Here is a 21059-nt window from a genome sequence, read left to right as displayed (position 1 = left end):
ACGCGCCGGAAACGGAACCCGATTTGGCAACCGTTCCCGGGCTCGGCTAAAGTTCTCATCCGTCACCGGATAACACCGGGGGCGTGCGGACGTAGCGCAGCTGGTAGCGCATCACCTTGCCAAGGTGAGGGTCGCGGGTTCGAATCCCGTCGTCCGCTCGGAGATGCCGCCACGCAGTTCGGGGGCAACCTCGGTGGAGTGGCCGAGAGGCGAGGCAACGGCCTGCAAAGCCGTGTACACGGGTTCAAATCCCGTCTCCACCTCGCAGTAGACGAGGGCGATTGGCGCAGTGGGAGCGCGCTTCCTTGACACGGAAGAGGTCACTGGTTCAAACCCAGTATCGCCCACCAGCGGAAAGGCCGTGTCGATCATTCGACACGGCCTTTCTCGTCGCCATCGATCAGTCCAGTGCCGCGCCGCTGGCCATTGCCGCACCCGCGTGCCCCACCCAGACTGGCCCGGTGGACGATCAACAGACCCGAGCCCAGCGGTTCCGCGCCCTGCACCGGCCCGGTGACCCACTGATCCTGGCCAACGCCTGGGACGCGGTCAGCGCCCGGCTCGTCGCCGCGGCCGGCGCCCACGCGATCGCGACCACCAGCGCCGGCGTCGCCTGGAGTCGCGGCGCCCCCGACGGCGACCTGCTCGCCCGCGACACCGCCGTCGACGTCATCCGCCGCGTCGCCGACGCGGTCCGCCTTCCGGTCACCGCCGACATCGAATCCGGGTACGGCGACAACCCCGACCAGGTGGCCGAGACCGTCGCCGCCGTGCTCGCCGCCGGAGCCGTCGGCGTCAACGTCGAGGACGCCCGGCACGACGGCGGCGGTCCGCTGCGCCCGATCCACGAGCAGGTCGCCCGGCTCGCCGCGGTCCGGGCCGCCGCCGACCGCGCCGGCATCCCGCTGTACGTCAACGCCCGCGTCGACACGTACCTGTGGGGCGCCGGGGGCGTACCGGAGACGGTCGAGCGCGCCGAGGCGTACCTGGCCGCCGGCGCGGACGGGATCTTCGTACCCGGAACCGTGGAGCCGGAGACGGTGGCCGCGCTGACGGCGGCGATCCCGGCCCCGCTGAACGTGCTGGCCGGGCCGGGCGCGCCGCCGGTGGCCGAGCTGGCGCGACTCGGGGTGGCCCGGGTGAGCCTCGGCCCGGCGCTGGCCGAGACGGCGTACGCGGTGGTCCGGCGTGCGGCGGCGGAGGTGTTCGGCGCCGGGACGTACGAGGCGCTCGCCGGCGGGCTCGACTTCGGCGAGCTGAACGAGCTGATGCGCGACTGACCGGCCACGGGATCGACCTCGGGCGGGGGACCGGGTTGAATGTGCTGGTGGCCGTTGTCCCGCGTCCGAGCCGGCGGACGGCGACCGGCTGTCCCCGGCGCCCGTCCCGACGGGATCACCACGGATGACGGCGGTCGTCCGCCCGGTGCCCGCGCTGCGGAGCCTGCCCGTCCTCACCGCCGCCACGGCGACCCTCGGCGTCGCGGCGCTCGCCGTCCTGGGCGCGGCCGGGCACGGCGGTTTCGCGAGCGACCCGGTCGGCGCCGTGGCCCTCGCGACGGCAGCCGTGGTCACCGCGCTCGCCGCGCTCCGGCTCAGCCGGTCGGGTCACCGTGCCGCCGGCCGGCTGGCGGCCGGGCTCGCCGCGTCGCTGCTGGCGTATCTGGCGCTCGCCGTCGTCGCGGTGGCCGCCGTCGCGGCCGGGCATCCGTGGGCCGGGCCGGCCGTCGCGGCGTGGAACTCGGCGTGGATCCCGCCGCTGGCACTCCTTCAGCTGACCGCCTCGGCCGCCGTCCGCGCCGGCGACGCCGTCCCGTGGACGCACCGGCTCGTGGGCCTCACCCTGGGCGTGGCCACGCTCGTCAACGCGCTGCTGACCACGGCGACCGAGCCGTTCGCGGGGGTTCCGACGATCGCCGCGGAGTCCTGGCGTACCGCGCTCGCGCCGGTCGGCGCCGCCGTCACCCTGCTGGCAGCGGTGGCGCTGTTCCTGCTCCCGGTGACGCTCTGGCGGGCCGCTCTCGGGTCGCACCACGCCGTCCGGGCGCGTCTCGGCGTGGCCGCGGCGGCCACCACCGCCGCGCCGCTGACAGTCGTCTTCTGCCTGCTGCTCGCCGTCGCCCGCACGCCCGGCGACGTCGAACCGTCGCTGGGCTCGGTCGCCTTCCTGGTGGCACTGGCCGGGGCCGCCGTGTTCGCCGCCGCGTGCGCGGTCACCGCCGCCCGCGGCGCCACCGAGCCGCGCCGGGTCGGCGCCGTGGTGCGCGGCGCGGGCCTGGCCGCCGCGGCCCTGCTGGTGGTCGGCGTCGGCACGCTCGTGGCCGCTCCCGGGTCGTCCCTCGGCCCGACCTCGGTCGCCCTGGTCGTGTCGGCGCTGACCGTCGCCGTCGTCGGCGGGGCGTGGGCCGGCACCGGCCGGCTGTCGGCGCTGCTCACCGCCGCGCCGACAGCGCCGGTGACGCCGCGAGGCGGTGCAGAGGGTACGACGGGAGGCGGTGCGGCGGAGACGACGAACGTCATCGAGCCGGCGGCCCCGGCCACGGCGGTTGTGGATGCCGCGGGCCCGGTGTCGGTCGGCGGGCTGACGGCGCGTGAACGCGAGGTGCTCGCCGCGCTCGCCGACGGCGCCAGCAATGCGGGGATCGCCGCGCAGCTGGTGGTCTCCGAGCGGACCGTCGACGCCCATCTGCGCGCGATCTTCGTCAAGCTCGACCTGACGCCCGGCGGCGCCACGAACCGTCGGGTGCGGGCCGCGCGGATCTGGCTGGAGCACGCCAGACAGTCGCATTGAGCAGGGATTTTCCGAAGATAGGTGCTGAGGCCGATGCCCGCGCGGGCGGTACCTCGGCACGGTGGGGCGACACCTGAATCGACGGAGGCTCTCACCGTGCCCGTACCGAAGTTGCGCCGTGCCGCGCTCGTCGCCCTTTTCGTCCTGCTCCTGGCGTCCCTGGCCGGACGGACCGTGTTCATGTTGTGGGAGCCGCCGTTCGACGGCGCGATCCACTACGACGACGTCCGCGAGCTGGGGTCCGCGTACTGGCCGATGAACCTCTACCTGGGCGGGCCCGCGTACGCGGTGTCCTGGATCGCCGCGGCGGTGTTCATCGTCGGGCTGGCCCGGGGCCGCGCGGGCGTGCTGAACCTGGTGGGTGCCTTCCTGGCCGGCCTCGGCGGCGTGGTGTTCGCGCTGGCGATCACCGCGGAGGTGCTGCCGTTCGCCTACGCCGCCGACCCGGCGGTCGTGCCGGAGGCGCAGGGACGGGCGCTGTTCGACGTGTTCAACGACCAACTGGACGGGCTGCTCCCGGCCGTCCTCGGCAGCCAGGTGGCGATCGTCCTCGGCATGGTCCTGGCGCTCGTCGGGATCCTGATCGGCCGGACCATGCCGCGTCCGCTGGTCGTCGCCGCGCTCGTCTACGTGGTGGCGTTCGTGCTGGTGCCGCAGGACGCCGCTCGTGCGGTGGTCGTCGCGAGCTACCTGGCGCAGGTGGCGCTGGTGGCCGCGATCGGCTGGTACGGGCTGCGCGCCCTCACCGACGGCGCCGCCACCGACGGCGAGCGGGCATAGCAGGCCGGACCGGCCGGATGTTCGATCCGGCTGGTCCGGTCCCGGGACCGATCAGCTCCGTCGGCCCCGCTCGCGATCACATGGGCGGTGCGACGTCCCGGCGCTCCTCGACCCGGCGGTACTCCACCGGCTCCTCGGTGGTCGTGGCGACCACCGGACGACGCCGGCCCCAGACCAGCGTGGTCATGATCAGGCCGAGGACGCCGGCCGCCATGAGGATCCAGCCGACGACGTCGAGGTCGACCCCGCCGACGCTGGCGTTGAGCGCGAACGTGAGGATCGCGCCGACCGCGATCAGGAAAATGCTCGTACCGATACCCACGACAGCCTCCTTCGGGGGGATGGTTGTGCTGTCACCGGCCTCAATACCCCGGCGGCGAGCGGCGCAACCACCTGCCGCCCGGCGCGGCGGGGGCCTGGCGCACGGCGATCTTGGCATCGGGTAGAGTCTGCTGCGTCGCCGGTTCGAACCGGCGGCACGCGGACGTAGCGCAGCTGGTAGCGCATCACCTTGCCAAGGTGAGGGTCGCGGGTTCGAATCCCGTCGTCCGCTCGCGATTGCCCGGGCGATTGGCGCAGTGGGAGCGCGCTTCCTTGACACGGAAGAGGTCACTGGTTCAAACCCAGTATCGCCCACCGAGAGTCACCACGCCGCCGGTCGACAGGCGGTCGTCTCCCACCGGACAGCCGGCACCGGCTACATCGGTCTCCCAGGTCCACCGTGCGGATTATTCTGCCGCTGCCACCGCGCGTGTCACTGTGAGGCCCGATGCGCAGGGAGGCGGTCACATGGCAACGATCGAGCGGGGACGGTGGCGGCGGACGGCCGCACGATTAGGGGTGGCGACTGTCGTCGCGGCGGCCGGGGTGACGGTCTACGCCGCGCCCGCGCAGGCCACCGCGACGCGGACGGTGGCGTTCTACAGCATGGACGAACCGGCGTCGTCGACGGCGCTGACCGACTACAGCGGCAACGGCCGCCACGGCACGATCGGCGGCGAGGTGGTCACCGGCGCGCTCTACGCCGGGGCGACCGGCCACCGCTTCGCCACCCACCTCCCCACGGACCAGGAGTACGTCCCGGGCCACGTCGACCTGGTGCCGCACACCACCGACTTCAACCCGGACGCCGGGGACTTCTCGGTGACCATCCGTTACCGGACCACGTACTCCTTCGGCAACATCCTCCAGAAGGGACAGGGCAACACGGCCGGCGGCTACTGGAAGTTCGAGGCGCCCAACGGCAAGCCGAAGTGCCTGTTCCGGGGTGCGGACGGCGCCTCCCGTACCGGCTACACGGACGCGCCGATCTCCGACGGCCAGTGGCACACGATCACCTGCAACCGCACCTCCGCGTACGTGGAGATGTACGTCGACGGCGTGCGGACCAGCCGCCTCAACGGGCCGACCGGCACCATCGCGAACACCTGGCCGCTGTCCGTCGGCGGCAAGAGCCAGTGCGACGGTACGAAGGTCACCTGCGACTACTTCGCCGGCGACATCGACTACGTGAAGATCCTGAAGGGATCGGGCGGCCCCGCGAACCAGGCGCCGGTGGCCGCGTTGACGCCCACCTGCTCCGGGCTGGTGTGCACGTTCACCGGCGCGGGTTCCACCGACGCCGACGGCGCGATCCAGGACCACAGCTGGAACTTCGGCGACGGCGACACCACCGGCACCGCCTCCGTACCGACCACGTCCCACACGTACGCGGCGGCCGGCACCTACCCGGTCACGCTCACCGTCACCGACGACCGGGGCGCCACCGGCACCGCGACCGTCGAGGTGACTGTCGAGCCCGTACCGGAGCGGATCTCGTTCGTCGGCCAGGCCACCGCGAACGCCAACTGGACCAGCCACACCGTGACCGTTCCGGCGGGCGTGCAGGCCGGTGACATGTTGCTGCTCCTGCTCAGCCAGAACACGCACACCGGCACCGGCGAGCCGACCGGCGTGACCGGCTGGAGCAGGCTCGACCGCCTCGACGGCGGCTTCGCCACCACCACCGCCTGGTGGAAGACCGCGAGCGCCGGTGATGCGGGCACTGCGGTCCGGGTGACACTGGACGGTCAGGCGAAGGGCAACCTGGTGCTGGCCGCGTACCGGGGGGTCGCGCCCGGGGCGCCGGTCTTCACCCGGGCCACCGATCCGGCGAGCACCGCCACCCGCATCACCCCGTACGCGCCGGTGACCGCGGCGCAGAGCTGGGCCGTGTCGTACTGGCTGCACGGCGACAGCACCTCCACCGCGCTCACCCCGCCGGCCGGCGTGGCGGTGCGCAGCAACACCTCGCAGACCGGGGGCGGACGGGTGACCGGCCTGCTCGCCGACTCGGCGAGCAGCGTGCCGACCGGCAGCTACGGCGGGCTCACCGCCACCGGCGCCGCGGCCAGCACGACCACCACCACGTGGACGTTCGTCCTGCCCCCGGCCTGACCCATCGGGTACGCGAAAAGGCCGGCACCCCGTTGGTTCGGGGTGCCGGCCTTCACGTTTTGTCTTACTTGTTCCAGTGCTTGGCGACGAGGTCGGCGGCCTGCTGTTCCCACTGGGCGTAGTGGTCCGGGTAGGCGGAGACCTGGACGGTCTGGGCGGCCTTGGTCAGGGGCATGTCCTGCCAGCCGTCGACCTGCTTGAGGCCCTTCAGGAACGCGGTGGTGGAGTATTCGGGGTCGGTGATCTGCTCGACCGTGCCCCAACCGCTGGAGGGGCGCTGCTGGAACAGGCCCTGCGAGTCGTGGTCGTTGCGGTCACCGAGGTGGCCGAGGTTCTCCAGCTTCGACTCCTGCAGGGCGGTAGCGATCGACACGACCGCGGCGCGTTCGTCCATGCCGGCCTTCTTCGTGGCGGCGATGATGGCCTTGACGTTGGCGGTCTGCTCGTCGTTGAGGTCGATGCGGGACTGGTCGCCCTGCACGCCGTGCGGGATCAGCTTGTCACCCTGCACGGTGGCGGTGACCGGCTTGGCGGCGTGGGTGGTGTCAACGGCGTGGGCGGCGACCGGGCCGGCGAACACGCCACCGGTGAAAGCCAGGCCAGCAATACCCAGGATGCTCTTACGCAGAATCGTGTTCATGATGGGGGCTCCGTTCGGGGGTCGACGCACCCGTGGGGGACGGGATACGTGGGCACCGTCAGGCGCTCAAAAGTCTCAGGGGTCTCGGGCTGCTCGCGGAGGGCGGGGGGCCTTCACGCGGCGCCGGAAGGATGTCCAACGACCGTCGACCCGGCATCATTCCCGGGGGCCTCACACCACCCGGGCGCGGGTTCACGTCGTCGGAACCAGGCTCAACGACCCGCAGGCCGTGTTCCCTCAGCCGACCGCTCGGGGGCGGTCCTGCTCGGTCGTTCACCCGATTACAACGCCCCGCACCCGCCCACGATTCCGCCACCAGAGTGCCGCCCACCACCCCCGAACCCGACACCCCGCCCACCACCGACCAGACACACCCACCCCACCCGGCACCTCGCTCTGCACAGGTGATCAAGGAGTTTGCGGCCCTTTCCGGCACCCACGAGCACACAAACTCCTTGATCACCGCGATCTTGGAGTTGTGGCGCCTCACGAACGATGTCAAGCCGGGCATCCTGGGCACCACAACTCCAAGATCGAACAAGCCCTCCCCAGGCACCCCGCCATCGGTTGATCATGAGGTTGGCGGCGACAAACCGGACACCAAGTGCCGTCAACTTCATGATCGACGCCCTTGGGGCGGCTCGCGCGGGGCGGGGTGGGGCCGGATCGGACCGAAGGGCGGCGTAGTGCCGCGTCGATCTTGCAGGTGCAGCCCTTCGGGTGTCCCCGTTTGCGCGTTATGCGGGGTACCGAAGTGCAAGATCGCGGAGGACTGGGGCGAGGGCTGTTTGAGAGGGCTCGGAAATCGCCGTGGTCTTGGGCGGGTGCGCCGATCTTGGAGTTGTGGTGCATTGCGAAGGGTGTCAACCGGGCATACTGGGCACCATTACTCCAAGATCGGCGGACAAAGACATGCGCCGCCGCCCCGTCCGGGCCGAGCTGCCCTCGGACCGGGTTCTGCCGCTGGCAGATCCGCTCACCGTGAACAAGGGGCGCCATGGCCGGCGGGCGGCGGCAGGCTGGGACGCATGCGACTGCTGATGCTGGGTGGTACGGGCTTTGTCGGTGGTGCCGTGGTGGCCGAGGCGGTACGCCGCGACTGGCAGGTGACAGTGTTCAACCGGGGCGTACACGGGCAGGCGCCGCCCGGCGTACACCGGTTGCGGGGTGACCGGACGATGCCGGACGGGCTGGCCGCGCTCGCCGGCGGCGAGTGGGATCTCGTGGTGGACACCTGGGACGGCGCGCCCCGGGCGGTCCGGGACGCGGCGTCGGCGCTCGCCGGCGCGGTGCCGCACTACGTCTACGTGTCCAGCGGCTCGGTGTACGCGCCGCCCGTCGAACTCGGCACCGGCGAGGAGGCGCCGACGGTGTCAGCGGATCCGGACGCCGACGACGGCGACTACCCGGAGAACAAGGCGGGCGGGGAACTCGCCGCGACCCGGGAGTTCGGTGACCGGGCGCTGCTCGTGCGCGCCGGGCTGATCCTGGGGCCGGGGGAGGACATCGGGCGGCTGCCGTGGTGGCTGAACCGGATCGCCCGGGGCGGGGACGTGCTGGCGCCCGGGCCGCGTGACCTGCCGATCCAGTACGTGGACGTCCGTGACCTGGCGAACTGGTTGCTGGACCGGGGTGCCGAGGGCGTCGGCGGGGCGTACAACGTGATCGGTCGCACCGGGCACACGACGATGGGTGAGCTGCTCGACGCGGCGGTGGCGGCGACCGGGTCGGACGCGACGCTGCGGTGGGCGGCGCCGGAGCCGATCCTGGCGGCCGGGGTGGTGCCGTGGAACGACCTGCCGGTCTGGGTGCCGCGTGGGGCACGAGTACCGCTGGTTGCAGGAGCGGAACGTCGAGCGGGCGTACGCGGCGGGGCTGGTCTGCCGGCCGGTGACCGAGACGGTCGCCGAACCTGGCGGTGGCTGCGCGAGGTGGGGCAGGTGCCGGCGCGCGCGGGACGGCCCGCCCGCGCCCCGGTCGGCCTGGCGCCGGAGCGGGAGGCCACCCTGCTGGCCACGCTCCCGGCCTGAGCCGGGCGCCGGAGTCCGGAGCCGGCACAAGGACCGTGCGGCCGGCCTGACCCGCGGAGGGGCCCGGGTCAGGCCGGCACGACCGGCAGGTCGAGCACTTCCTCGACCGGGCGACGCGGGGTGGCGCGGCCCGGCTGGCCGTACCCGATCCGCATCACCATCTGCGGAGTGCCGAACCGGCCCAGCGACATCCGCAGCGCCTCCCGCGCGGCCGGCACCTCGATCGGCTGGGACAGCATCGACGCGCTGAGCCCGGCGTCGGTGGCGGTGAGCAGCACCCGCTGCAACGCCTGCCCGGCGAGGATCTGGTCGGCGGAGGTGTTGCCGGCCGAGCCGAGCACCGCGACGAGCGGCTCCGGCTCGAAGTCGCGGCCGGGGGCGCGGTTGCGGCCGCCGAAGCCGCGCTGGGGAAGCAGGTCCTGCGGCTCGCTCTGCGGTCCGCCGGCACCGGAGGGCACGCCGTCCGGGGCCGGCTCGGAGCGGATCCACTCGGCCCGCTCGGCCACGTACGCGGGGTCGCGTTCCAGCACCCGGTGGGCGCTGCGGGCGACCTCGGCGACCGCGTTCACCGCGCTGGTGCCGATCACCAGCTCCAGCCAGCACTGCTCGGCGCGGGCTGCCTCGCCGAGCCGCCAGCGGGCCTCGGCCGGCACCGGGTCCGGCCAGAACGGCGCGCGGTTGCTGAACCGGCGGCTGATCGCCCCGTACAGGCTCTGCTCGGTCGGGGTGGGGCGGCGCGGCACGTCCGGCACGAGCCGGGCCACGACGTCCGGGTCGGAGGGGTACGGGCGCAGCCGCACCGTGGCCGGGGTGCCCGCCACGGCGAGCGCGAGCCGCAGGTTGAACAGCGCCGCGCCGGCCGCCATGCGCGCGCCCCAGCCGGTCGGGTCGGTGGCGGGCAGGCCGCGCAGCGGGTCGACGGACACCTCGATGCCGCCGTCGACCACCCGGAACCGCCACGGCTGGGTGTTGTGCAGCGACGGCGCCCGGACCGCGTCGGCGACCGCGGCCCGCAGGTCCGCGGTGGTGTATTCGGTCGTCATGGTGGTGCTTCCTCTCGTGCGGCGCCGGCTCCCCCGTCCGGTACACCACTACGGTGCGTCAGCGGGCGGCGCGGTGAGCAGGGCCGGAGGTCCCCACCTGGGCCCGGCCGTCGGTCCCGGCCGGCGCGTGCAGGACGGGACTTTCGACCCGTGCTACTGACGCGGGAAAGCGGGTAGAAAGGACTGATGATCCGGGTGTTCCTGCTCGACGACCACGAGGTCGTCCGTCGTGGCCTTGCCGACCTGCTGCAGAGCAGCGGCGACATCGAGGTGGTCGGCGAGTCCGGCCTGGCCCAGGAGGCGGCGCGCCGCATCCCCGCGCTGCGCCCCGACGTGGCGATCCTCGACGCCCGGCTGCCCGACGGCAACGGCATCGACGTGTGCCGGGACGTCCGCGCCGTGGACTCCTCGATCAAGGGGTTGATCCTCACCTCGTACGAGGACGACGAGGCGCTGTTCGCGGCGATCATGGCGGGCGCCGCCGGGTACGTGCTCAAGCAGATCCGCGGCACCGACCTGGTGGACGCGGTCCGCCGGGTGGCGGCCGGGCAGTCCCTGCTCGACCCGGCGATCACCACCCGCGTGCTGGAGCGCATCCGCAGCGGCGTGGAGCAGCCCCGGGAGCTGAAGTCGCTCACCGAGCAGGAGCGGCGGATCCTGGAGTACGTGGCGGAGGGGCTCACCAACCGGGAGATCGCCGGGAAGATGTTCCTGGCCGAGAAGACGGTGAAGAACTACGTCTCCAGCGTGCTGGCGAAGCTCGGTCTGGAGCGGCGCACCCAGGCGGCGGTGCTGGCGACCCGGTTGCTCGGCAAGAACACCTGACGCCGCCTCAGCCGAGCGGGACGCTCCAGCGCACCTCGGTGCCGCGCGGCTCGGCCCGGCGCAGCGAGAACTCGCCGCCCAGCCGCTCGGCCCGCTCCCGCAGGTTGACCAGCCCGCTGCGGGCCGCCTCCGGGTCGCAGCCGATCCCGTCGTCGGTGACGGTGATCTCGACCCGGCCGGAGTCGACGCGTACGCGCACCGACACGCGGTCGGCCTGCGCGTGGCGTACCGCGTTGGACAGCGCCTCGCGCAGCACGGCGGTGAGTTCTCCGCGCAGCTCGTCCGGCACGGCGCTGTCGATCGGGCCGACCAGCTCCAGGTCGGGCCGGTAGCCGAGCGACTCGGCGGCCACTTCGATGGCCTCGCGGATCTCGGTGCGCAGCGCCGCGCTCATCGGGGTACGCAGCTCGAAGATGGTGCGGCGGATGTCGCGGATGGTGGCGTCCAGGTCGTCGACCGCCTGGTTGATCCGCTTGGCGGCCTCGGGGCGGGCGTTCATCGCGCCGCTCTGCAGTTGCAGGCCGGTGGCGAACAGCCGCTGGATCACCACGTCGTGCAGGTCGCGGGCGATGCGTTCGCGGTCCTCCAGGACCACCAGCAGTTCCCGCTCCTCCTGCCCGCGGGCCCGTTCCATGGCCAGCGCGGCCTGCCCGGCGAAGCTGGCCAGCAGCGCGAGGTCGTCGTCGGCGGCGGGGCCGTGGTCGGGCCGGTAGCCGATCACCAGGACGCCGTGCAGCGTGTCGGCGGCGGCGAGGGGGGAGACCACTGCCGGGCCGGCGACCACGGGCCGGGGCCAGGGCGCCGCGGCGGCGAGGTTCTCCACCTGGTCGTGCCGGCCCGACGTGGCGGACGCGGCGAAACTGGTCTCGGCGGCCGGCAGCACCGCGCCGACCAGTTCCCGGGTGACCGGGTCGGCGCCGTCGACCACCTCGACGGTGAACTGCGCCTCGTCCTCGTCGTAGAGCAGCACCAGGGCCAGCTCGGCCTCGGCGACCTCGCGGGCGCGGCGGGCCACCAGGGTCAGCGCGTCGGTGCGGCGTACCTCGCCGAGCAGCACCGAGGTGATCTCGGCGGCGGCGGCGAGCCAGCGTTCGCGCCGGTGCGCCAGCGCGTAGAGGCGGGCGTTCTCGATCGCCACGCCGGCCGCGGCGGCGAGCGCCACCACGATCTCCTCGTCGTCCTCGGTGAACTCGGCGGCGCCCTGCTTCTCGGCCAGGTAGAGATTGCCCCAGACGTGGTCACGGATGCGCACCGGCACGCCGAGGAAGCTGTGCATCGGCGGGTGGTGCGGCGGGAAGCCGTACGAGTTGGGGTGCTTGGTGATGTCCGGCATGCGTACCGGCTTCGGCTCGTCGATGAGCAGGCCCAGCACGCCGCGGCCGTGCGGCAGCTCGCCGATCTTCGCGTGCAGCTCGGGGCTGATGCCGTGGACGATGAAGTCGTGCAGCATCCGGTCGGGGCCGATCACGCCCAGCGCGCCGTAGCGGGCGCCGGCCAGCTCGCACGCCGACTGCACGATCCGCTGCAGCGTGCTGCGCAGGTCGAGGTCGGAACCGATGCCGACGACGGCGTCCAGCAGCGCCCGGAGCCGCTCGCGGCTGGTCACCACCTCGCCGACGCGGTCGAGCATCTCCTGGAGCAGTTCGTCCAGGCGGACGCGGGACAGCGGGGTCAGCCCGAGCGACGGCGCGACGTGCTCGTGCTGGGGCTGGGGTGCGGCGGCCACCGGGCGATGGTATCGCCCGGCGGCCGCCCTGATCGAGACCGGTCAGGTGAGCCGGTCGCGGACCGCCGAGGTGTCGACGGTCTGGGTGACGTCCAGCCGGGGGGTGTGCGGCGGGCCGGCGTGGTTCGGGTCGGCCACACCCAGCCGCATGCTGATGTACGGGAACCCCAGGCCGGCGAGCATCTGCCGTAGCACCTCACGGGTGCCCTCGACCTCCACCACGCCGGACAGCGGCACCAGCGACACCCCGTGCCGGGTGGCGGTGAGCCAGGCGGCGGAAAGCGCCTCACCGGCGCGCAGCCAGCTCATCAGCTCGTCGTCGGCGCCCCAGAGGATCCCGTACACGGCGGTCTTGTCGTGGCCGGGGCCGATCGGCAGCGATCCGGCGCGGCCGAAGTCGCGGGCCGGAACGGTCGTCTGGGGGGCCTGCTCGGGCAGCACCTCCGGCGGCAGCCCGGTGCCGGTGCCGGCCCGGCTGGTCCAGTACGCCAGTTCCTCGCGCAGTTCCGGGCTGTCCGCCTCGACGGCGGCGGCCTGCTGGGCGGCGGCGGCGAGCTGGATCTTCTGGGTGTCGTCGAGCAGTTGCAGGTTCACGCCTTCGCGGGTGGCGGCCCGGTCGATGTCATCGAGCGCGGCGGTCGGGATCGGCTCGTCGCTGACCGGACGCCGGTCGGTGTGCCGGACCTGCATGCACTGCACGACGCGCATGGCGTCGGGGTCGGCGCCGGTGTGCTTCAGACTGGTGATCCGGGCCAGCAGGTCGGGTTCCTTCGGGTCGGGCAGCCGCTCCACCACCGGGGTCCAGCCCTCGGCGGCCAGCGCCACCCGGGCGTGGTGCAGCGCGGCGCCGCAGCTGACCACCAGCAGGTGACCCTCCGGGTCCATGGCGCTGAGGTGCCGTTCGCGTACCACCCGCAGCTCCAGCGCGTCGGGCAGCACAGTCCAGTGCCACGGCTGCGTGTTGTGCACCGAGGGGGCGTGGCCGGCCATTCCGGCGGCCTCCGCGAGCGCGGTGGTCAACGGGCGATCGCCGGCCGGCGTCTCGTGGCTCATCGTCACGACCTTTCCTGTTTTCCCCATCGTGCCCCACGCCCGGGACGCCCGGGTGGGGGATCCCGCTCCATCCTCGGACATGCCCGGCCGCCCCGCAGGGCCGGATTACCCGCGTCGTCCCGCCCGCCCCACGTCCGGGCTGCGACGATCCACACGTGGGAAGCGAACCACGCGAGTGCGTACCCGAGCAGCCGGCCCGTGCCCGGCGGTGGGCGTGGGCCGAGTGGGCGCCGCTGGTGCTGCTCACCGCGGCCGTGCTGGCCGGGGCAGCGCTGTGGTTCGCGGGCGCGCACGACGCCGCCCGGCTGGTCTGGGCGGCGGTCACGGTGGTCGCGCTCGTCCCGGCCGCCTGGACCACGCTGCGCCAGCTCTGGCTGCGGCAGTTCGGCGTGGACGTCATCGCGGTGCTGGCGCTGCTCGGCGCGCTGCTGGTGCGGGAGTTCCTGGCCGGCGCCGTGATCGCGGTGATGGTCGCGACCGGGCGGGCGCTGGAGGAGTACGCCCAGCGCCGCGCCACCCGTGACCTGCGGGCGCTGCTGGAACGCGCGCCCCGGCAGGCGCGGCGGCGGACCCCGGACGGCGGGATCGAGGTGGTGCCGCTGGACCGCGTCGAGGTGGGGGACCGCCTCGTGGTCGGGCCGGGCGACGTGGTGCCTGTCGACGGCGTGGTCGAGGAGGCGGCCACGCTCGACGAGTCGGTGGTCACCGGCGAGTCGCAGCTGGTCACCCGCGCGGCGGGCGACGAGGTCGCCAGCGGGGTGGTCAACGCGGGCGCCGGGTTCGGGCTGCGGGCCCGCCGCAACGCGGCGGAGAGCACCTACGCCGGCATCGTCCGCCTGGCCGGCGAGGCCACCGCCCGCAAGGCGCCGATGGTACGGCTCGCCGACCGGTACGCCGCCGCGTTCGTGCCGTTCACGCTGGTGCTGGCGGGGCTGGCATGGCTGCTGTCCGGCGAGTTCACCAGGGCGGTGGCGGTGCTCGTGGTGGCCACCCCGTGCCCGCTGCTGCTGGCGACCCCGATCGCCGTGGTGTCCGGCCTGTCCCGGGTGGCCCGGCGCGGCGTGCTGGTGCGTGACGGTGGCTCGCTGGAGCAGCTCGGCCGCGCTCGTACGCTGCTGCTGGACAAGACCGGGACGCTCACCGCCGGGCGGCCCCGGGCGGCCGAGGTGGTGGTGGCGCCGGGCGGCGACCGGGACGAGGTGCTGCGGCTGGCCGCCTCGGTCGAGCAGCTCTCCCCGCACGTGCTGGCCGCCGCGCTGGTCCGGCAGGCCCGCGAGCGCGGGCTGGCGCTGGCCGAGCCGACCGATGTCACCGAGGAGCCGGGGCACGGCGTGAGCGGGCGCGTCGACGGGCGGACGGTGCACGTCGGGCAGTTCGCGGGTGAGCCGCCGGAGTGGGCGGGCCGGCTCGGTGAGCGCGCCGAACGGGCCGGGCGCTCCGCGGTCTGGGTCAGCGACGACCACGGCCCGCTGGGCGCGATCCTGCTGGAGGACCCGGTGCGCCCGGACGCCCGGCGGACCGTGCGGCGGCTGCGCGAGGCGGGCCTGACCCGGCTGGTCATGGTGACCGGCGACCGTCCGGGCACGGCCCGCCAGGTGGCGCAGATCGTGGGCGTGGACGACGTGATCGCGCGCTGCTCGCCGCAGGAGAAGGCCGAGCGGGTACGCGAGGAGTCGGCGCACGCGGTGACAGTGATGGTCGGCGACGGCGTGAACGACGCGCCCGCGCTGGCCGAGGCGCACGTCGGGGTGGCGATGGGCGCGACCGGGGCGACCGCCTCGGCCGACGTGGCCGACGCGGTGCTCACCGTGGACCGCCTGGACCGGCTCGCGGACGCCGTCGAGATCGCCCGGTACGCCCGCCGCATCGCGGTGCAGAGCGCCACCGTCGGGATGGGCCTGGCGGTGCTGGCGATGCTGGTGGCGGCCGCGGGCCGGCTGCCCCCGGTGGCCGGCGCGTTCCTGCAGGAGGGCATCGACGTCCTGGTGATCCTCAATGCGCTGCGCGCGCTCGGCGGTGGCCTGCGGCGGCGGGACCTGCCCCCGCACACGGCGGAGCTGATCGACAGGTACGCGGGCGAGCACGGTGGCATCCGGGACGTGCTGGCCCGGCTGCGGGACACCGCCGACATGGTGGCGACCCGACCGGACGACCCGGCGTGCCTGCCGGCGCTGCGGGAGGTGCACCGGCGTCTGGTCGACGAGGTGCTGCCGCACGAGGCGGCCGAGGACCGGCAGCTGTACCCGGCGCTGGCCGGGCCGCTCGGCGGCGACGAGGCGACCTCCACGATGAGCCGGGCGCACGTGGAGATCGTGCGGCTGGTGGAGCGGATCGGCGGGCATCTCACGGCGCAGCCGGACGGGCGGCTGCGCCGTGACGAGGTGCCGGATCTGCTCGCCGCGCTCTACGGCCTGGACGCGGTGTTGCGCCTGCACCTGGCGCAGGAGGAGGAGGACTACTTCTCGCTCAACCCGGAGGAGGGCTCCACCGCGTCCGGCCGCTGACCACCGCCCTCGCGGCAGGTGCTCCACGAGCCAAGCGCGCCCGTCTGGTCAGCGCTCGCGTACCACGGCGACCGGGCAGTGCGAGTGCTGGATGAGCTGCTGGCTGACCGAGCCGAGCAGCATGCCGCGCAACCCGCCGCGGCCCCGGCTGCCGACCACCACGAGCTGCGCCGACCGGCTCGCCTCCACCAGCAGCGCCGACGGGCTGCCGGGAACGGCCTCGACCTCCATCGGCACGTCGGGGAAGCTCTCCCGCCAGGTGGCCAGCTCCGCCTCGGCGGCGGCCCGCTCGGCGGCGGCGGTCTCCTCCGGGTCGAAGCCCGGCGGCACCCACCTGTCGCCGGGCGGCTCCCAGGCCCGCAGCACCCGCAGCGGCACGTCCCGCTGGGCGGCCCGCTCGACGGCGAAGCCGAGCGCCCGCAGCGCCGTCTCCGAGCCGTCCGAGCCGACCACCACCGGCCCGGACGTGGCGGCCTGACCGTCGCGGACCACCACCACCGGGCAGTGGGCGTGCGCTGTCACCGAGACCGCTGTGGAGCCGGCGAGCAGCCCGCCGAAGCCGCCGTGGCCCCGGCTGCCGAGCACCAGCATCCCGGCCTCGGCGGACCGTTCCTGCAGCACCAGCGCGGGCGGGCCGTCGAACACCTCGCCGTGCACGGTGAGGCCGGGCCGGTCGGCGGCGGCGTCCGCCGCCGCCTTGCGGACCAGTTCCTCGACCTGCCGGCGGGCGGCCTCGTCCGGCCACACCCCCGGGGCCACCCCGGGACCGATCCAGCCGGTCACCGTCAACCACTCGAAGACGTACGCCAGCCGCACCGGCCGGCCCGAGCGGCCCGCCTCGTCCAGCGCCCAGTTCAGGGCGACAGCCGCGTCAGGGGAGCCGTCGTAGCCGACGAGGATCTCCTCGTTCATTCGCCACTCCTTACCGCCGGATCGTTCTCGCGGACCCAGCGCCACTCGGCGACGCGGGGGTCGTCCTCGCCGTAGCGCCGGGTGTAGTCGCGGCAGGACTGGCGGGCGTCCACCATGTCCTGACGCAGGTGCGCGGCCCGCGACCGCAGCCCCGGTACCCGGTCGATCACGTCGATGACCAGGTGGAAGCGGTCCAGGTCGTTGAGCATCACCATGTCGAACGGCGTCGTGGTGGTGCCCTCCTCCTTGTAGCCGCGTACGTGCAGGTTCTCGTGGTTGGTCCGGCGGTAGGTGAGCCGGTGGATCAGCCACGGGTAGCCGTGGTAGGCGAAGATCACCGGCTTGTCGCGGGTGAAGATGGTGTCGAACTCGTTGTCCGGCAGACCGTGCGGGTGCTCCGACGGCGGTTGCAGGCGCATCAGGTCGACCACGTTGACCACCCGCACCTTCAGGTCCGGCAGGTGCCGGCGCAGCAGGTCGACAGCGGCGAGCGTCTCCAGCGTCGGCACGTCGCCGGCGCAGGCGAGCACCACGTCCGGCTCGACGCCGTCGTCGGTGCTGGCCCAGTCCCAGATGCCCAGGCCGCGGCGGCAGTGCTGGATCGCCTCGTCCATGGTCAGCCAGTTCGGTGCGGGCTGCTTGCCGGCCACCACCACGTTGATGTACTGCCGGCTGCGCAGACAGTGGTCCATGGTGGACAGCAGCGTGTTGCCGTCCGGCGGCAGGTAGACGCGGACCACCTCGGCCTTCTTGTTCATCACGTGGTCGATGAAGCCCGGGTCCTGGTGCGAGAAGCCGTTGTGGTCCTGCCGCCACACGTGGCTGGACAGCAGGTAGTTCAGCGAGGCCACCGGCTCCCGCCACGGGATGCCCCGGGTCACCTTCAGCCACTTGGCGTGCTGGTTGACCATCGAGTCGACGATGTGGATGAACGCCTCGTAGCTGGTGAAGATGCCGTGCCGGCCGGTCAGCAGGTAGCCCTCCAGCCAGCCCTGGCACAGGTGCTCGGAGAGCACCTCCATCACCCGGCCGTCGGGGGAGAGATGGTCGTCACCGGGCACCTCCGCGCCGATGAACGCGCGGCCGGTCACCTCGAACGCCGCGCCGAGCCGGTTCGAGGCGACCTCGTCCGGGCCGAACAGGCGGAACGTCTCCGGGTTACGCGCGATCACGTCGCGGACCCAGGGGCCGAGCACACCGGTCGCGCCGGCCATCGGCTCGCCCGGCTTCGGCACGTCGACCGCGTAGTCGCGGAAGTCGGGCAGCTCCAGGTCGCGCAGCAGCCGGCCGCCGTTGGCCACCGGGTTCGCGCTCATCCGGCGGTCACCGGTCGGCGGCAGGTCGGCCACCTCGGCGACCGGGCCGCCGGTGGCGTCGAACAGCTCCTCCGGACGGTAGCTGCGCAGCCAGCGCTCCAGCTCGGCCAGGTGCTCCGGGTTGTCCCGGACGCCGGAGATCGGCACCTGGTGGGCGCGGAACGTGCCCTCGACCTGCTTGCCGTCGACCCGGGACGGCCCGGTCCAGCCCTTCGGCGTACGCAGGACGATCATCGGCCAGCGCGGGCGTTCCACGCGCTCACCGGAGCGGGCGCGGCGCTGGATCTCGCCGATCTCGTCGACCGCCCGGTCCAGCGTGGCGGCGAGCGACTGGTGCACTGCCGCCGGGTCGTCGCCCTCCACCACGTACGGCTGGTAGCCGAAGCCGCGCATCATCTCGCGCAGATCCCTACGGGGGATCCGGTCCAGCACGGTCGGGTTGGCGATCTTGTAGCCGTTGAGGTGCAGGATCGGCAGCACCGCGCCGTCGCGGGCCGGGTTGAGGAACACGTTCGACAGCCAGCTCCCGGCCAGCGGGCCGGTCTCCGCCTCGCCGTCGCCGATCACGCAGGCCACCAGCAGGTCCGGGTTGTCGAACGCGGCGCCGTACGCGTGGCTCAGCGCGTACCCCAGCTCGCCGCCCTCGTGGATCGAACCCGGCACCTCCGGCGCCACGTGGCTCGGGATCCCGCCCGGGAAGGAGAACTGGCGGAACAGCCGCTGCATGCCGGTCTCGTCGCGGGGGATGTGGTGGTACAGCTCGCTGTAGGTGCCCTCCAGCCAGGTGTTCGCGACCAGCGCCGGGCCGCCGTGGCCGGGACCGGTGACGAAGATGGCGGACAGGTCCCGGTCGACGATGACCCGGTTGAGGTGCGTGTAGAGCAGGTTGAGCCCGGGGCTGGTGCCCCAGTGGCCCAGCAGGCGCGGCTTGACGTGCTCGGGTCTGAGCGGTTCGCGCAGCAGCGGATTGTCGAGCAGGTAGATCTGGCCGACGGTCAGGTAGTTCGCCGCCCGCCAGTAGGCGTCCAGCCGGCGCAACTCGTCCTCGGTCAGGGGGCTGTGCAGGTTCACCGCGGTGTCCATGCTGCCTTAGCCTCTCGTGGCTCGGGATCTGCTGCCACTCGGGGACCACGTCTTCTTCCCCGGCGGGTTCAGCTTCGCCCCGGTCCGGGGCCGCCGGTCAGGGCCGTAGGTCCCGCCTCGGGTGGGCGTCACGATCCGTCCCCGGCGCCCGTGTCGAGTCCCCGTACGACGATCAGCGGGGCCGGCGAATGGTAGAGCAGGGACTGGCTGACCGCGCCCAGAGTCGACCGTACCGGCCCGTCGCCGCGGGCGGCGACGACTGCGAGCTGCGCCGCGCGGGACCGGTCGAGCAGGACGGATGTCGGCTCACCGTGGACGGTGAGGCAGTCGGTGGTGACCCGGGGGTGCCGGACGGCGTGCCGGTTCACCGCCTCCTCCAGCAGCCCGTCGTCGCCGTCGCCGCACCCGGGCTCGATCACCCGGACGGCGAGCAGGCGGGCGCCGCGGCTCTCCGCGCAGTCGAAGGCGTACCCGAGTGCGGCGCGGGAGCTGGCCGACCCGTCGAAGCCGACGACCAACGGTCCGGGCGGGGCCGGCTCGGCGCGGCCGACCAGCACCGGGCAGCCCGCCCGGGCGGCCACCTCCACGGCCGGCGTGTCGGTGGGTACCGAGTGCGGGCGGGTCGACATGCCGCCGTCACCGAGCGCGATCAGGAACGCGGTGTCGGCGGCCCGCAACAACGCCTCGACGGGTGAGCCCTCGACGATCTCGCCGCTGACCGGCACCTCCGGCGCGCACTCGGCGGCGGCCTGCCCGGCGGCCTCCAGCAGGTTCTCCGCGTCCGTGCGGCTGCCGCCCGCCGGGGCGGGCCCGGGCGTCGCGGCCCAGTTGAACGCGTGCAGCAGATGCAGCGGCCGGTGGTGGGCGGCGGCCTCGGCGGCGGCGGTGCGGACCACCGCCAGATCCTCCGCCGACCGGCCCACGCCGACGACCACCGAACCGTGGCTGGGTGCGGCCACCCCGGCTCACCTCCCGACCCCGCTTTTCACTCACCGTAGTCGCGGGACCGGGTGCGCCGGACCGGGTCGGCGGAAACCGGCGGTCAGCGCGGGGCGGGCAGGGCGGGGTGGACGCGCAGCACGACGACTGTGGCGTTGTCCTCGCCGCCCTCGTCGAGGCTGGCGGCGAGCAGGGCCTCGGCGGTGCGCGCCGGGTCGCGCCGGGCGGCGAGCAGGTCGCGCAGCCGGTGGTAGCCGAGCTGGTCGCTGACCCCGTCGGTGCACAGCAGCCAGGTGTCGCCCCGGCGCAGCGGCACGGCGAGCAGGTCCGGCTCGGGCCGGTCCGGGTGTCCGACGTAGCGCAGCAGCTGGTAGCGGGCCCGGGCCGCCTCCGGCGAGTCCGGCGGCCACCAGCCGTGCAGCAGACCCAGCCAGGCCATGGTGTGGTCGACCGTCACCAGCTCCAGCAGCCCGTCGCGCAGCCGGTACGCCCGCGAGTCGCCGAGCTGGACCAGCCAGCCCTGGTCGCCGTCGGGCTGGACGACGAGCGCGGTGAGCGTGCATCCGGTCAGGCCGGGCTGCGCCGCTCCGGCCTGGCGTACCCGCCGTTGGGTTTCGGCGACGGCGGCGCGCAGCCCGGTGGGGCCGACGGCGGGCCAGTCGGCGCGGACCCGCGCCACGAACGTCTCGGCGGCGGTGGTGCCGGCGATCCGGCTGCCCTCGCCGTCGCCCATGCCGTCGCAGACCACCGCCAGCGGCAGCTCCGGGTCGACGTGCAGCACGTCGTAGTTCTCCGGGTAGCGGTGCCCGACGACGCTGCCCCCGGCGATCTCCAGGGTGAGGCGGCCGGCGGTGAGCCGGCGCGCGGGCTCGACCGGCCGGTCCAGCGGACGGCGGCGGAACACCAGCGGACCGTAGCACCGCCGCGGGCCGCGGGTGGCAGGCCACGACGGGTGTCAACCAGGGTTGACACCCGTCGTGCT

General features: G+C 73.9%; 15 protein-coding genes, 5 tRNA genes and 1 pseudogene. 12 read left to right on the top strand and 9 right to left on the bottom strand.

Translation table 11 applies throughout. The features are described from left to right. Positions 1 to 85: 85 nt before the first annotated feature. The 6 genes from MCBG_RS11670 to MCBG_RS11645 all read left to right on the top strand — a co-directional run bounded on the left by MCBG_RS11670 (position 86) and on the right by MCBG_RS11645 (position 3570). Positions 86 to 158: transfer RNA gene (locus MCBG_RS11670), tRNA-Gly, on the top strand. 34 nt (positions 159 to 192) lie between these two features. Continuing rightward, a tRNA-Cys gene (locus tag MCBG_RS11665) sits at positions 193 to 263 on the top strand. A gap of 12 nt (positions 264 to 275) precedes the next feature. After that, positions 276 to 350 (top strand) — tRNA-Val (locus MCBG_RS11660). Between the two features lie 111 nt (positions 351 to 461). Then, positions 462 to 1280, top strand: coding sequence for an isocitrate lyase/PEP mutase family protein (locus MCBG_RS11655; RefSeq protein ID WP_043325581.1), 819 nt, complete (start codon positions 462 to 464; stop codon positions 1278 to 1280). A 124-nt stretch (positions 1281 to 1404) separates the two neighbouring features. Continuing rightward, positions 1405 to 2790 carry a response regulator transcription factor gene (locus tag MCBG_RS33005; protein WP_051611176.1) on the top strand — a complete coding sequence of 462 codons (1386 nt, stop codon included), beginning with the start codon at positions 1405 to 1407 and terminating at the stop codon, positions 2788 to 2790. A 96-nt stretch (positions 2791 to 2886) separates the two neighbouring features. Further along, positions 2887 to 3570, top strand: a complete 684-nt coding sequence (locus MCBG_RS11645) for a hypothetical protein (protein WP_043325579.1) — start codon at positions 2887 to 2889, stop codon at positions 3568 to 3570. Positions 3571 to 3646: 76 nt separating this feature from the next. On the opposite strand, the gene MCBG_RS11640 is transcribed toward MCBG_RS11645, so the two are convergent. Beyond that, positions 3647 to 3892, bottom strand: a complete 246-nt coding sequence (locus MCBG_RS11640; protein ID WP_043325578.1) for a DUF6458 family protein — start codon at positions 3890 to 3892, stop codon at positions 3647 to 3649. A gap of 158 nt (positions 3893 to 4050) precedes the next feature. Between MCBG_RS11640 and MCBG_RS11635 the strand changes: the two genes are divergently transcribed. The 3 genes from MCBG_RS11635 (at position 4051) to MCBG_RS11625 (ending at position 6006) form a co-directional block, all read left to right on the top strand. After that, a tRNA-Gly gene (locus MCBG_RS11635) sits at positions 4051 to 4123 on the top strand. Positions 4124 to 4134: 11 nt separating this feature from the next. Then, a tRNA-Val gene (locus MCBG_RS11630) sits at positions 4135 to 4206 on the top strand. Positions 4207 to 4359: 153 nt separating this feature from the next. After that, a complete protein-coding gene (locus MCBG_RS11625; protein WP_043325576.1) occupies positions 4360 to 6006 on the top strand; it encodes a PKD domain-containing protein in 1647 nt (548 codons plus the stop codon). Positions 6007 to 6070: 64 nt separating this feature from the next. Here the strand turns inward: MCBG_RS11625 and MCBG_RS11620 are convergent, their stop codons facing one another. Continuing rightward, entirely contained in the window at positions 6071 to 6646 is a 576-nt protein-coding gene (locus MCBG_RS11620; RefSeq protein ID WP_043325575.1) for a hypothetical protein, read from the bottom strand. A gap of 1028 nt (positions 6647 to 7674) precedes the next feature. On the opposite strand from MCBG_RS11620, the pseudogene MCBG_RS11615 reads away from it, so the two are divergent. After that, positions 7675 to 8676 (top strand): annotated as a pseudogene (locus tag MCBG_RS11615) (NAD-dependent epimerase/dehydratase family protein). Positions 8677 to 8744: 68 nt separating this feature from the next. Here the strand turns inward: MCBG_RS11615 and MCBG_RS11610 are convergent. Then, positions 8745 to 9719 (bottom strand): Acg family FMN-binding oxidoreductase, encoded by a 975-nt coding sequence (locus MCBG_RS11610; RefSeq protein ID WP_030501785.1) that lies wholly within the window; start codon positions 9717 to 9719, stop codon positions 8745 to 8747. Between the two features lie 186 nt (positions 9720 to 9905). On the opposite strand from MCBG_RS11610, the gene MCBG_RS11605 reads away from it, so the two are divergent. Then, entirely contained in the window at positions 9906 to 10544 is a 639-nt protein-coding gene (locus MCBG_RS11605) for a response regulator (protein WP_013284884.1), read from the top strand. A gap of 7 nt (positions 10545 to 10551) precedes the next feature. On the opposite strand, the gene MCBG_RS11600 is transcribed toward MCBG_RS11605, so the two are convergent. Both MCBG_RS11600 and MCBG_RS11595 read right to left on the bottom strand, forming a co-directional pair. Further along, entirely contained in the window at positions 10552 to 12219 is a 1668-nt protein-coding gene (locus MCBG_RS11600; protein ID WP_176722880.1) for a sensor histidine kinase, read from the bottom strand. 93 nt (positions 12220 to 12312) lie between these two features. Further along, on the bottom strand, positions 12313 to 13323 hold the full coding sequence (locus MCBG_RS11595; protein WP_043330507.1) for an Acg family FMN-binding oxidoreductase: 1011 nt from the start codon (positions 13321 to 13323) through the stop codon (positions 12313 to 12315). A 155-nt stretch (positions 13324 to 13478) separates the two neighbouring features. Between MCBG_RS11595 and MCBG_RS11590 the strand changes: the two genes are divergently transcribed. After that, complete coding sequence (locus MCBG_RS11590; RefSeq protein ID WP_043325572.1) at positions 13479 to 15827, top strand: heavy metal translocating P-type ATPase; 2349 nt, start codon at positions 13479 to 13481, stop codon at positions 15825 to 15827. 48 nt (positions 15828 to 15875) lie between these two features. Here the strand turns inward: MCBG_RS11590 and MCBG_RS11585 are convergent, their stop codons facing one another. The 4 genes from MCBG_RS11585 to MCBG_RS11570 all read right to left on the bottom strand — a co-directional run bounded on the left by MCBG_RS11585 (position 15876) and on the right by MCBG_RS11570 (position 20981). Further along, the gene (locus MCBG_RS11585) at positions 15876 to 16739 is read right to left on the bottom strand and encodes a universal stress protein (RefSeq protein ID WP_043325569.1); all 864 of its coding nucleotides are present in this window, start codon (positions 16737 to 16739) and stop codon (positions 15876 to 15878) included. Then, positions 16736 to 19138 (bottom strand): phosphoketolase family protein, encoded by a 2403-nt coding sequence (locus MCBG_RS11580; protein ID WP_043325567.1) that lies wholly within the window; start codon positions 19136 to 19138, stop codon positions 16736 to 16738. Before MCBG_RS11580 ends, MCBG_RS11585 begins: the two co-directional genes overlap by 4 nt. Positions 19139 to 19266: 128 nt before the next feature. Further along, positions 19267 to 20097, bottom strand: coding sequence for a universal stress protein (locus tag MCBG_RS11575; protein WP_043325566.1), 831 nt, complete (start codon positions 20095 to 20097; stop codon positions 19267 to 19269). An 83-nt stretch (positions 20098 to 20180) separates the two neighbouring features. After that, entirely contained in the window at positions 20181 to 20981 is an 801-nt protein-coding gene (locus MCBG_RS11570) for a PP2C family protein-serine/threonine phosphatase (protein WP_043325565.1), read from the bottom strand. Positions 20982 to 21059: the final 78 nt, after the last annotated feature.

The sequence above is a fragment of the Micromonospora sp. M42 genome (assembly GCF_000568915.1).
GTDB lineage: Bacteria > Actinomycetota > Actinomycetes > Mycobacteriales > Micromonosporaceae > Micromonospora > Micromonospora chalcea.
Note: the sequence above shows the minus strand (reverse complement) of the source record. Positions and strands in the feature narration are given on the sequence as shown.